The 13,625-nt window shown below is 43.4% G+C and carries 10 protein-coding genes; 8 read left to right on the top strand and 2 right to left on the bottom strand.

Annotation, left to right across the window (positions count from 1 at the left end; genetic code table 11):
* Nucleotides 1-92: 92 nt before the first annotated feature.
* Both CH376_RS06200 and CH376_RS06205 read right to left on the bottom strand, forming a co-directional pair.
* Entirely contained in the window at nt 93-1,247 is a 1,155-nt protein-coding gene (locus CH376_RS06200; protein WP_420843527.1) for a FecR family protein, read from the bottom strand.
* 224 nt (nt 1,248-1,471) lie between these two features.
* A complete protein-coding gene (locus CH376_RS06205) occupies nt 1,472-3,055 on the bottom strand; it encodes a helix-turn-helix domain-containing protein (RefSeq protein WP_243394684.1) in 1,584 nt (527 codons plus the stop codon).
* Between the two features lie 716 nt (nt 3,056-3,771).
* Here CH376_RS06205 and CH376_RS06210 point away from each other — a divergent pair.
* From CH376_RS06210 to CH376_RS06245, 8 genes are all read left to right on the top strand, one after another.
* Nucleotides 3,772-4,740 (top strand): sodium-dependent bicarbonate transport family permease, encoded by a 969-nt coding sequence (locus CH376_RS06210; RefSeq protein WP_100784577.1) that lies wholly within the window; start codon nt 3,772-3,774, stop codon nt 4,738-4,740.
* Between the two features lie 164 nt (nt 4,741-4,904).
* Entirely contained in the window at nt 4,905-6,866 is a 1,962-nt protein-coding gene (locus tag CH376_RS06215; RefSeq protein ID WP_100784578.1) for an alginate export family protein, read from the top strand.
* Nucleotides 6,867-6,889: 23 nt separating this feature from the next.
* Complete coding sequence (locus tag CH376_RS06220) at nt 6,890-8,611, top strand: proton-conducting transporter transmembrane domain-containing protein (protein WP_100784579.1); 1,722 nt, start codon at nt 6,890-6,892, stop codon at nt 8,609-8,611.
* Complete coding sequence (locus tag CH376_RS06225; protein WP_100784580.1) at nt 8,578-9,465, top strand: NADH-quinone oxidoreductase subunit H; 888 nt, start codon at nt 8,578-8,580, stop codon at nt 9,463-9,465. Before CH376_RS06220 ends, CH376_RS06225 begins: the two co-directional genes overlap by 34 nt.
* A gap of 16 nt (nt 9,466-9,481) precedes the next feature.
* A complete protein-coding gene (locus tag CH376_RS06230; protein ID WP_100784581.1) occupies nt 9,482-10,102 on the top strand; it encodes a formate hydrogenase in 621 nt (206 codons plus the stop codon).
* Nucleotides 10,099-11,307 carry a proton-conducting transporter transmembrane domain-containing protein gene (locus CH376_RS06235; RefSeq protein ID WP_100784582.1) on the top strand — a complete coding sequence of 403 codons (1,209 nt, stop codon included), beginning with the start codon at nt 10,099-10,101 and terminating at the stop codon, nt 11,305-11,307. Before CH376_RS06230 ends, CH376_RS06235 begins: the two co-directional genes overlap by 4 nt.
* Nucleotides 11,308-12,720, top strand: coding sequence for a hydrogenase large subunit (locus tag CH376_RS06240; protein ID WP_100784583.1), 1,413 nt, complete (start codon nt 11,308-11,310; stop codon nt 12,718-12,720).
* Entirely contained in the window at nt 12,717-13,538 is an 822-nt protein-coding gene (locus tag CH376_RS06245; RefSeq protein WP_100784584.1) for an NADH-quinone oxidoreductase subunit B family protein, read from the top strand. Before CH376_RS06240 ends, CH376_RS06245 begins: the two co-directional genes overlap by 4 nt.
* Nucleotides 13,539-13,625 lie beyond the last annotated feature (87 nt).

The raw sequence follows: 13,625 nt of genomic DNA on the forward strand, positions 1-13,625 counted from the left end.
AAAAGATCAAAAAGAAAACCTGAGAATCGGACCGATTTTCGCGGGAATAAAAACCAAGGTTGGATCCGATTGAATCAAACCTCGCCTCAATACTATTTTTTCTTTGTCTTAATTTGGAACGATTGATAATCCACATAGTCGATATCGTTCTTATTCAATCGGATCACGCCGGAAGGAGAATGTAGAATCAACTTATCTCCGATTTGGGTGACGATCGCGCCGGACAATTTTGTTCCATCCGTTTTAACTATCATTTCAAGAATATTGTAGTATTCCTTGATTTTGGCTTCGTCCTTGAGATTGCTCGCTTGGGCTTCCGATTCGATATGGTCCAGCGCCTGATCCAATTTCGATTCGTGATTTTTTTCAATGTCCATAGAAATCGAAGAAATTACCGGCTCTGCAGAATTAGGATTTTCGACCAGGGCTTTGTCTATTAAACCTTGTTCCACCGAGACCATCGTCTCGACTTCGGCCTTTTCTTGAGGGGACGGGGAAAATTCTTCCTTTTGAAATTCCGGATTTTCTAATTTTCTTAGTTGTTCGAATTCTTTATCAATGCTTTCATTCTGTTCCATTCTTGTTATAACGAGTTGAATCATCTCGTCCAAGCTCGGTTTCACATAAGATTCTTCGCCATTTTCTAAAACGACTTCGTTTTTTTCCAAGAATTGAACGAACTCACCGTAAAGTTCCTTATCCAGAGCTTTGTTATTTTCAATAAGTTCTTTAGGAATTTTGAATGTGATTGCGACCGCGCCTTCGTAAACCTTTACCTTCGGCGGATTGCCGCTAGTAAGTTCGAAAGAAAAAGTCGTTCCTCTGACGCCGGCCACCGCGGTGGGCGTAGTAAGTAGAAAAGAATCTTTTGCTTTGAGTTTGTTCGTTTTAATAAGAAGTTCGCCGGCTTGAACGTAAAGATTTGTATTTGGTTTTCCGGACTTAGAAATCTCTTTCAAAGTAACTTGACTGAAAGATTTGATTCGGATTACGTCGCCTTTGCCGGTTTGGACGTCGACGGATCCCGATTTGGTTTTGATCGTATCATTCTCTCTGAGAATCAAGCCGGGAGAGGAGTTGATTATTTTGCCTTCTCTTTCGATTGCGACGTCTCCGTTTTGAAATATGACGATCATTCCCGTTGGCGTTGGATCGTCCTTTAGGAGGAGCGAGGAGATAAATCCGCAGGAAAGCGTACTTCCCAAAAAGACACACAGAAAAACAAGAAAGTAGAGAGTTCTAATCAGCATCATCTTTTCCTAATCGAACATTTTTATCTATATCGATTTCAATTAGGTTAACAGACGATGCGCTTATTTTTTTCCAGCTTACTCTATATTTTATTTACAGCGCCTCCCAAAACCTTATTTTATTTTGTCGGAAAGATCAAGCTACAGGGTCCTGTCCCAGTTTTGGGACAGGTTCTTATAAACTTATTTTGGTTGAGTGAAAGTAAAAAAAAGGAATCAACTCAAACACGTTTGCCGAAGGCGGCTTCGTTTTTGATCTTTTTGCTTCGAAATGCGTTTGGATTTGTTCCGGTGAGTTTCTTAAATTCCATATAAAAAGTGGATTTAGAACTGAAACCGGCTCTGCTTCCGATTTCCGCGGTGGTTTCTTCAGGATGATCCAAAAGAAGTTTTTTGGATTCTTCGATTCGGTATTGATTGATCAGTGATGGAAAGTTATTTCCGAATTCTACGTTAATGATTTCCGAAAGTTGATGCAGACTCAACCCGAGTTCTTTAGCCATATTCTCTTCTTTCAGAGATTTTTGAAGATAAACCTTCTTTTTCTCTAAAAGATTTTTTATATTTTTTACGATTTCCCCAACGTTAAGTGAGCTTGTTGTTGATTTTCTGATCTGAGAATTTCCGTCTTTTTCCTCGGCGATCACAGCCGCTTTTCGGTTGAAAAATTCACTCAAAGAAAAACTTACCAAGATGGCGTGAAACGGTAAGAACAAAACCACTCCGAAAACGGAGAAGGAATTGAATGGGTAAAAATCAAAATGGAAGATCGTTTTATAAGTATCTAAAAATAAGAATGCCGTCCACGAGGCTGTGTAAATGAAACCGATGGAAGAATTCGGACGAAAAAACTGATAATGAACTCTTACAAAATAGAAAAGAGAAAGCCCGACCGTAGCGATCAAAAGAAGGATCCGATGTTCATACCAAGACGGAAGCAGCGGGATCAGAGTATGGAGCGCGCCGAGAGCCCCGGCTATCCAGAAAAACATGGAACGATATACGCGTTGTTCGTTCGACTTGTCGATTGTGAAGAGATAAAGAAAAAGAAAAATGTGAGATATTCCGAGGAAAAGAAAGTAACTGTGCCGAAAAAGATTATTGGTGTTTCCTGCGATTTGAGCAAACGTCTTTCCGTGCAAAAAATAAAACGTTAGAAGAACGGAAATAATATACATCGGTAGCGTGATAAATACGGAATTCTTAAACCGATAGTAACCGAAAAGAGAATAAAAAACCGCGATCGCCACGATTCCTATGATCGAATATGGAATGATCGATCTGAGTCTTTTGTGGAGTTCATACTCTTCCAAACCCATGATTCTTATCTGATAATTTATATCTTCGTTGGAAGAAACATATAGATAAAGGATCCTGTTCTCATTCGCATTCAAATCGATTTTAAAATGGGGGAGGCGAGTTAAAATTCTTTCATCATCCTGAGCATTCATATATCCGGAGTCGGCGGATATGAACTTTCCTTGTTTGTCGAAATAACAAAGTTGTGTATCGGGAACGTTCAACCAGGCTAGCATCAAAATTCTACTCTGAGTTTCGGCGCTCGCATTTTTTACGCTAAATCGGAGCCAATTTCCAAAAGGAGTTCTTTTTACGCGTAACACATTTCCCACGGTCGGGTGCCATTCTAAATCTTCCAATCCTGAGATATGTTCCGGTGAACATCCTGCAAATTGCTGACCCCTGTAACGGTATTCCACAAGGGAGCTTATGTTTTTTACGGCTGTGTTCTCATCTAAAATCACCGAATCGGAGTGTGAAAAGATCGGTGAAACAAAGGGTATCATTAGTAAAACGAAGATCCTTGCTGAAACTTGAAACGTTCTTTGAGCGCATCTCGTAGAATATCCGATTTTTTGGATGAGATTTTGATAGTATGACATTGTTGATGCAGGTTACGCTAAGAATGAAAAAATTCCGATTTTGCCGATTCGACTGAATTAAAGCCTTTTATTCCTCGTTTCCCGATTTGGATTTTTTCCTGAAAATGTTTGTAAGACCAGTACTTTTTTCTAAAAGAAACTTAAAAATTCATTTTGTTCTTTTTAAAATGATTCCGACGAAGAATGGCGCGGATCGAGTCCAGTTTTATAAAGTTAGACCAAAATTCAACCTCCTCTTCACCCAAAGAATACGCGAAAATAAGGAGAATCCGGCTTAACGTTAAAACAAATGTCCTAATATTTAGGAAAACTATTCTGAATTTAAGCAGCCTCGTTCAAAGCTGCTTCAGATTTTGTTAGTCTATTGGGACTAACTCTAAACGGACATTATGTCCTGCTATTCCTTACGTCTCCGAATTCTTCAACCTGCTTGGAATTTCAATTTTTCAAAAAATGATTGTCCAATTTTATAATCCTGGAAAGTCTATTCCCTCAGTAGGGGAATCACTGAATAGGTTTCTAAAATTCTTTCCTCCCCTAGTAAATTTGGATTCGGGAACGGTTGATTTGGATCTTTCAGGTCGGTCGCAACGAACCTAAAATCATGGAGTTAGCTAACTATGGACATGCACGCAATATTAGAGAATGTGCTGAACCCGCCAGTCTTGTTCTTCTTCCTCGGTATGGGAGTTGTCGTTTTTAAATCGGATCTGGTGATTCCGGATTCTTTGTCTAAATTCTTTTCGATGTATTTGCTTTTCGCCATCGGTTTCAAGGGCGGACACGAATTATCCAGAACTGCTTTTAGCCAAGAGCATCTATTTACCCTAATCGCTTGTTCGGTTATGGCAACGTTAGTTCCGATCTACGCATACTTTGTGTTGAAGATCAAGTTGGACAAACACAACGCTGCGGCTTTGGCCGGCTCCTTCGGTTCTATCAGTGCGGTGACGTTCGTAACTGCCGGCGCCTTCTTGCACAACATAGGTGTCGAATACGGCGGTTTTATCGTAGCCGGTATGGCTTTGATGGAATCACCGGCGATCGTGATCGCGGTTGTTTTGGATCGTCTTAACAAAAACAAAGCGAACGGCGGTGGAGCTATTAACTGGAAAGCCCTTTTGCACGAAGCGCTTTTTGGTTCTTCCATTTATCTTTTAGTCGGCGCCCTGATCGTTGGTTACGTAACCGGCGACTCCGGTTGGAAAGCTGAAAAGCCTTTCGCGGACGATCTTTTCAAAGGGATTTTAACTTTCTTCCTTTTGGATATGGGGATTTCGGCAGCAAGAAGATTCAAAGAACTCACGCACGTCGGTGTTTTCTTAATCGTGGCTGCGATCGGTTTGATGGTTCTGAACGCGGGTCTCGGCTTGCTTCTTACAAAAATCATCGGTATGCCGGTCGGCGACGCTTTGATGTTTGTCGTTCTTTGTGCTTCCGCTTCTTATATCGCGGTTCCCGCGGCGATGAAAGATATGATCCCGGAGGCCAACCCGAGCGTTTATCTCACGGTCGCGCTATCCATCGTATTCCCGATCAACATCATCTTCGGGATTCCATTCTACTATTACTTAGTTACAAACCTCTAAGAGGGGAATTTGATCTCGACGAAGGAATCAATTGTTATGAACTTCGTCGAGATAAGGTCAGGTAATTCGCTTTGTTTGAAGAATGGAGCCTGTTTCAACCGGCTCTATTCGAAACTTTGAATATTAAAAATCCTTTCTAAATAAAAAAAAGAAGAGTAATCAAAATGACTACGAATCAAAAAAAATACATTTCGACAATAGGTTTCAATCTGTTTTTCTTTTCTCTCACCTTCCTTGTTAACGTTGGTCTTTCGGCTCAACAGACCGCGATCGATAACAAAGGGGCGAGTGAAGTTACCGCTTCTAAACCGGCAAACGATCCGGCCCCGGCAAAAACGGACGACTCGGAGAATTTTGTTTCCCCGATGAAAAAAGGTGGAATCGGTGCGGAATACAATCGGCACATGTTTATCGAACCGGAACTTTCAAAAACGGTTAATAAGAATTCCAATAAACTTTGGCTGAACGATTGGATCAAACTCGGTTTTTATCTGAGACCGAGATACGAATCCAGAAATAATCTCAACTTTGATAAGTCGAACCACGCTTATACGGACAGGGTGATGCAGACCTCCGCATTCTACTTTCTAATCGATCCGAGTCCTTACGTTACTTTCAAAATTACGGTTCAGGATACGAGAGTTTGGGGCGGAGAATCTCCGGCCAACGTGGGCGATATAAGATCCGGTTTTTTTAGCAATACTCCGACTTTAAGCTCAGATCCGAACACTCCGGGTAAGCCTAATAATTCTATCGCTCAAAACAATACGAGTATTCGCGAAGCCTTTGTAATGATAAAAAAACTACCTCTCAATGCACAGGTTCAGGTCGGTAGACAGATTTGGGCCTACGGGGATCAAAGGATGTTAGGCGGCGCGAACTGGACGATTAATGGACTTTCTTACGACGGTGCGAGAGTGATGTTCGACTTCGATAAGTTTAGTTCACATTTTTTCGCCGCCAGACCGTATTGGACCCAGAGCGGTGTGAACGGAGTTCTTTCCTCGAACGACCCGAAAGTTAATTCCACTCCGGGAAACACAAACCCCTCCGCGTCTCAATCGGATACAACTTTGTTCGGAACTTACAATACTGTAAAAATCCTGGATGAAGTCGTTTTAGACATCTATAATATAGATGTCGTTAAGAAATGGACTCCGAATACCACGCCAGCCTCTACGGTAGACGATGTTTTGGCGACGAATCGTAAAAGACAAAGTGATAATCTTTACACTACCGGTTTCCGACTTACCAATAGAACGAATAAGAATAATCTCCCGGAAGGCAAGTCTTGGGACTGGACGATCGAAAGTGCGTGGCAGAACGGTTATACGGGGCAGAGAATTCATAAGGAATTCTTAGGTTATGATTTGCCCGGCACTTTCGATAACGGAGCAAAGATCGCGGACACGAGAACAGAAAGAGTAAAATATTCGGGTCAATTTCACGTCGTTCAAACGGGTTATACCGTCGCCGGTTTTCGTTTAGGCGCTCAATATACCTATGCCTCAGGTGATAATAACCGAGCGGACGGAAGCGCTTCCACATTTCAAACGCTCGTTAACCCTAGATTCGGAGTCATTCCTTATTGGAATAACGTCGCCGGTCTTTCGGAAAATATAGATACAAAAAACTTAAGTTCTTGGAACGCAAACGTCACTTACAAACATGAAAAGTGGGGTATGTTTCAAGTGGCCTATATCATCAATGATAAAGCTCAGAAAAACGACGCTTGGTATGCGATCAACGGCGGTGCGAATTCGATCGCTGGCTCGGCGTTGTCTTCTCCGGTTGCAACGTCATTGAACGCGGCCGGTCAAACCGCGGCTTCCGGATCGAGTGAGAATTATACGGGAAACGCTTACACACAAGCCTATTCCACTGGCAGAAATATCTACAACGAATTGGATCTAACTTGGATGTATCAAATCAACGATAACGTTTCCATCTGGACGGGAGCCGGTTTCTTAATCGCAGGAAATTCCGTTAGAAATTACAGAAACAGTCCGTTGCTCTACAATTCTTCCACAAATCAATTTGAATTGAATGCGGCGGCGTTTACGAAGCAACACACTTCGGCTAACAACGCCAGCGTATTCTTCTTTCAAGTGAACGCCGCTCTATAGAAAAAAGGAGACCTTATCAGCCGATGATCATCCTATCTTATTTGATAGTCGCAATGTCTCTTATCGCACCCTTCCTAGCTGGGAGGGTGCTCGGTAAGAATTTTTTTGGACAGGACACACCGATATTCATCGGTCTGACTCTCCAAGCCGTCTTAGGGATTGTGATTTCCATCTATGTCTACGGTTACGAACATAGAAAGAAGGCGACCGTACTTTTAGGTTACGCCATATTCTTTCTGAGCACCGGACTTTGTTACTTAGTTGGAAAAACTCTTTGGCTGATTCTTTTTTGGGAATTGTCCACGGTGAGCGCTTTTCTTTTGTATCAGGGTGGAAAGTGGAATCCGAATTCCATCAAAAGTTTTATCGCGCTCGTCGTCGCGGGCGGTATCGGAGCCTTTTGTTTTACCTATTGGATCTATTCTCCGGATAGCGAATTCGGAAATTTTTTCTTGGTCACAGGTTTGCTTGTAAAGGCGGCTTTTTTCGGATTCCACTTCTGGCTTCCGGAAGCTCACTCTGGCTCTCCGGCGCACGCGTCCGCGGCTTATTCGGGAATTCTTGTAAATCTTCCTTTGATTCTGTTTCACCAGTGGGTAGGCCCTTGGATCGGAACCACAATCTTCATTAAAATTTTGATTCCTATGGCGGGTTTCGGAGTTCTTTGGGCGGGTCTTTCTTCTCTCTTTTCAAGAGATGCAAAAAAAGCGATCGCTTACAGCACGGTGGAGAATATGAACTTTCTCTTTCTCTGCATTCTTCTGTCGGCGTTGTGGAAAGATCACGAACTGGAAAGTCTTCGAGTTCTAAGTCGGTCTTTCTCTTTTCTATTTATTCTTTCCCTGATCCATCATAGCGTTAGCAAAACGTTTCAGTTCCTTTCCATCGGTTATCTCACAAAGATATCAGGTTTTTCTAATGTAGATCAGAGTACCGGAGTGGGAAGAATTTCCGGAATTCCGACTTCTTTATTGAGCTTAGGAACCGTCAGCTTTCTCGCAATTCCGGGAACCACTGGATTTCTTTCAGAGGCTACGTTCGTAAAATTAGTGGCTGGAGTTCTGGAAATTCCGGGACAAAGCGCGATTCTTGTATTACCTCTTTTGATTCTGGTTTCTTCCGGTTTGGTATTGGGAGCCGCGGGGCATTTAAGAATTTTCCTAGGAATGATTCTTTCTCGACCTAGAACGAATTGGCCGGAACACAAACCCGCAAAAACGATCCTCTATTCTCTTTCGATAAGCGGCGTTTTGATTCTTTTGGTTTCGTTGGGAATTTCGGCTTACGCAGTCTATTATTCTCCAACGAAAGAATGGTTGGATGAACAATGGTATCGCGGTCTCGCGATCGTGAATTCCATCGGACTGGTTATGTTTCTTTTTGTGGGAGTCCTAGGGCTTCGGACAAAAATTTCCAAAAGAAAACTGTGGGACTGCGGCGGAAACTACGGAGGCGCGGACGTAGCTATTCCTGCGGAGGGAATTTCGGATCCTCTATTTCCTTCTCTGGGAAGATATTTCACGAATGAGCAGGGAAATTCCCGTTTGGATGAAGCAATACTTCATAGTATTATAAAATTCTTAAATACCTTTAAAGCGAGCGTAAACGAATCTGACGAGGAATCGATATCGATCAATCTTGCGTTTTCGTCCATTACCGTCGTCTTATTGTTGTTTGTGATTATCGGCCTTAAGTTAGCCGAGGGAGATTTATGGAAATTATTCTTAAATACCTTGACCCAATAATTCGAATTATTTCGTTTATCACGCTTCCGTTTTTATGCGGAGGGATCGTTATGAAAATTCGATCCTATGCTCAAGGTAGGGTCGGAGCTCCGGTTCTTCAGATCTTTTACGATACGTTGAGAATGCTAAGAAAGAAGCCCGTAGACGGCCCGTTTTCGGGATTTTTTACGGAAGCGTCTCCTTTGATCGCGTGCCTTTCCGGAATCGTAGTGTGGAGTTTGGCGAGTTTTGAATGGGGATCCTATCTTCTGATTCCATTTCTGATCGGAATCATGAGGTTCGCACTCCTTGCTTACTCGGTGGAAAACGGAACCTCCTTCGCCGGTATGGGCGCCGCTAGAGAAGTGATCTTATACGTTTTCTGCGAACCGATCATGATTTTAGTCATAGTCGTTTTCGAATCTCATCTCGTATTCAACGCGAGTTTCGCGAGTCTTGCGTTCGGCGGTCTCTTTCTTTTGGGAACTTCTTTGGTTATTCTAGCCGAGCTCGCCAAACCGCCGTTTGACGATCCTAGAACGCATCTCGAGTTGACGATGGTTCATGAGGCGATGTTATTGGAAGCGTCCGGAAGCAGAAGGGCTTTCTTTGAACTCGCTCAGCAGCTCAAAACAAGTTCCTTATTTTTGTTTGTAGCGAAGATGGGAGTTTATCACGGAGAATTCTTTTTAAACAAATCGATTCCTTCTTTTTGGCTGGATTCCGTGGCGATTCTCGGAGCGCTTCTAGTTTCTGTTTGTGTCGGTTATATCGAAGCGAACAGCACAAGAAGAAAGTGGCTCTGGATTCCGGAACTTCTCGGGCTAAACTTTATCTTTATGCTATTTTTAGGCATTCTTCTTAAGTTAGGATGATCCTAAGGGAAATATTATGGGCACAGAATTCAGTTATTTAATTCTTCTCTTACTCGGCGTCGTTATCTTACTCGAGAATCGTCTAAAACGACTCGTACTCCTATTGGCTTTTCAGAGTGTGTTTCTTCTTGTGCCGCTTTTTGAAGACAGCGGTTACGAAACTCACAGTTTGTTTTTAGCGGGGATGATCGTTCTTTTCAAAGTCATATTGACCCCTCTGATTCTTTTTTGGACCGCGAGAAGAACAAACTCCGTAGAATCCACTTTTCCAAGAGTCGGATATATTCCAACGTTCGCCCTACTTTTGGTCGGGGCGCTCGTCGGATTTATTATATTAGGTTTTACTAAATTTCGTTTCGGTGAAGTGAATCAGATGTCCTTCCTCTACACGTTTTTGGTTTTATATTTGGGAATGGTGGGTTTTGTGGTTCGCCGTCACTGGGTCGGGGTTATCGCTTCTTTCGCGGTTTTTGAAAACGGAACCTTCTTGTTGACGCAAATCCTAAGAACTAACCTTCCGTTAGGAATCGAATTCGGTTCATTCTTAGACGCGGTGTTTATCATCGGAGCGGCGGCGACGTTGCGTATCAGCATGGAAGGTTCTTCCTCTCATGAAAAAGAAGAGGTGTCGGCATGAATCTTCTCGTTTTAAACGGAATCGCAGTAACGGTTCTTTTTTTGATTCTTCTCGCTTATATTCTCGCTCCCACAAAGGGACAGAGACAGATTATGATGTGGTCTTTCTTAATGATTCTTTGCGTCGGCCTTACGTTTGCCGCGTGGAATTTGGAAGGATTCGGATTACAATGGGTTTTGATCGAGGCGACCACCTTTACGGGCGCGCTACTGGTTTCTTCCAGTAGAACCGCAAAGTCTTTTCCGATCGCGTGGAAATTTCTTTTGATCAACTCTTTCGGTTTGGGGATCGCCTTCCTCGGAATTATAATCGTGACTGCAACGTTACACGGCATTGATCATCCGGTTGAGGTTTTAGCCGGAAAACTTTCCGAACATCCGGAAAACCTTTGGATCGAGATCGGTCTCTGGTTGGCGATCTTCGGATATTCCGCGAAACTCGGTCTTTTTCCGAATCACGTTTGGGTTGTGGACACTTACGGGGAAAGCCCGAGTCAAATTTCGGCCTTAATCGCTGCCTTCGTTCCGGTTGCAGTAAGTTATGCGCTTCGCCCGTTCATTCATATGGACCATCAACTCTATCCGACTACGTTCAGCGCTTCGGACGGACTTTTGATCCTTGGAGTGATTACGATGTTGCAAAGTATAGTCGCACTCTATCAAAGAAACGATTTGAGAATGATGACCGCAAAGGTTGCATTGTTTCACAGCGGCGCGCTTGGAATTTTTCTCTGGATGGATCTTCCGGATTCGACTTTTAACTTCGTGATGGCCGGCAACATCGTTTTGAAATCCTTTCTTTTTCTTACGATGGGAATCGTGAGAATGGACGCCGGAAAAAGAGAACTAAGCAAAATTTTTCATCTGGACTCCATAAACAAGAAGGCTTTATCCCTTTACATGGCTTCCTTGTTCTTGGCTTTTGTTCTTCCCGGTTCTCCGATTTTCGTGAACGACTTGTTGCTTCTGAAGGCGGGATGGGCACAAGGTCAGTGGTTCGTAATCACTGTTCCGGTTTTGGGTCTAGTCTTTTTCGGGGTTTTATTATACAAAACTGTTCCTCTTTTTAACTTAGAAGACCGTCCTTTCGTGAAAGAGTTTGCGACAACGTTGCAGATTCGTTTAACAAATTCCCTTCTTCTCTTTCTTATGGTGTTGGGAATCGGTATCTGGGGTTTTTATCACTTACTCCAAGGAGAATTTTGAATGCGCACCGTAACGGGCTTATATCCGAAGAAGGGTAAAAAAGGCTACAACCGCTTCTGGCTGACTAACTCAGGAGTGGAACACGAAGTTATAGAATATTCCGAAAAAGAAGTCTACGAGGATTCGATCAACCCGATTTCGATGCTCAGGCATTCTCTCGGAACGGACCAAGGAGAAGAGGATTATTCCTCTTACGATTTCGAAAAATATCTTGTTGCGGATCGTAAGACCGACGTTGAAAAATTCATAACTAAAAAAGGCATTAAGGATTTAGTATATAAGGGATTGAAAGTGCCGATTCCCGCGAGTCATTATTCGCACGCGGTAGGTCCGATCCACGCAGGTGTGATCGAACCTGGACATTTCCGTTTTATCGTAAAAGGCGAAGAGATTCGAAATTTAGACATTCGTCTCGGTTTTCAAAAACGAGGATTGATTGAGCTGATCAAAGGCAAAGGACCGAAAGATTCTTCGCCTTACGCCGAAGCGATTTCCGGCGACAGTACCGTCGCTTACGGAATCGCGTTTTCAAGAATCTTTGAAGAAGCCTTGAAGATCAACGTTCCGCAAGAATTGGATTTTGCGAGACTGGTTCTTCTCGAGTTGGAAAGAATCGCGACCCATATTGGAGATATCGGCGCCATCGCAGGAGACATCGGTTATTATCCTTTGCAAGGCGTGTGTTCGTTACAAAGAGGAGTGCCACTCGGAGTGATGGAAGCTCTTACGGGAAATCGTTTCGGAAGAGGCGCCTTGGCGCCTGGGAAGGTCTCGTTTAGAAAAGGACTCACTTCGGAAAAACTGAATGAACTTGCTGGAAGAATCCGATCCGTAACTGCGGATGTTGCCAGTCATTTTGAAAGAGCCGTTGGAGCTTCCACAAACAGGGAAAGACTTCAGTCTTGCGGAGTTATCCGTCAAAAACAAGTAAGACACTTAGGTTTTGTGGGAATGGCTGAAAAGTGCACGGGATTAAATCGTGATCTTCGTCATTTAGAAAAGGCTTATACGTTTGCGGGATCGATTTCTTTGGACCTCAATCGGGATCAGATGAGAGGCGACGCTTGGGCGAGATTCTACTTACGTTACGAAGAATTAAAAAATAGCGGGAAGTGGCTCGTACAGGCGATTCCGAAGCTGATATCGGCGCTCGACCCGAAAATCGAAAAGGTAGGTTCCTCGAAGGCTGCGGTTAAAAAAGGAACTTATTTTTCTGCGGTGGAAGGATGGCGCGGTCCCGTCTTGGTTTCTTTGGATTTGGATGCGGACGGCGCGATAGAAGAGGCATATATCAGAGATCCTTCTGTTTTTAACTGGCACGCTTTGGAATTGGCGGTTAGAGGAGAATACATCGGAGATTTTCCTTTAAACAATAAGTCCTTTAACCTGAGTTATGTAGGAGTGGACCTATGAAAGTTATATTCGAAATATTGAACATACTTCGTCCCGCAAAGACGATGAACTACAAAAAAGTCTCGCCGATCAATTCGAACGCGAGGGGAATTCCGGTACCCGTCCTTGGTCCGAACGAATCCTGTCTTTCCTGTAAATCTTGCGAGCAAGTATGTCCGACTCATTCGCTTAAGGTTTTATCTAAGGACCAGATCCGTTTTGATTACGGGGCTTGCCTGCAATGCGGTAGATGTTCCGAAGCCTGCTCGGATGGAAAAATTATCGACTCCGGTTTTGTGCACGTCTACTCTACGGATCGTGAAGCGTTGCAAGTAACTTATACGAACGGGATCCCCGAAGAACGGGCGGAAATTATCGGCGAAGAAGTAAAACAATTCCGTAAGGCGACAAAGAATACCGGATTTCAATTCAGAGAAGTCGCCGCAAGCGGAAACAATACCACGGAAGCGGAAATTAACGCCAGCTTCAACGCGCTTTTTGACAGCGAAGCGAGTATGGTACGAGTTGTCGCGTCCCCTAAACATGCAGACGCGCTCGTTTATTCCGGGCCGGTAGGTCCGAATATGGAAGGCCCGCTTGACACCGCTTGGGAAACGATGCCTTCTCCGAAAGCTCTGGTTGCCTGCGGATCGGAAGCGGTTTCCGGAGGATTATTCAAACTAGGAAAACTTCCTAAAGAACCGGACCTATTTATTGGGGGCGATCCTCCGCGACCGGATGTGATCGTATCCGCATTCCGTTATCTAATGGGAACTAGAGAATTTTCGTTTCGAGCGGAATTGATAAAATTTGTACAGGGTTTAAGAGAGAGTAAATAACTCGAAAGGATTTTAAAAAATCGGATCACAAGAAGAATTAGAAAATTCGAATGTGATCCGAAAGCCTGTAAAAAATCGGTCAAAAAT

Origin of the sequence: Leptospira adleri (assembly GCF_002811985.1) — a bacterium.
Taxonomy (GTDB): domain Bacteria; phylum Spirochaetota; class Leptospiria; order Leptospirales; family Leptospiraceae; genus Leptospira; species Leptospira adleri.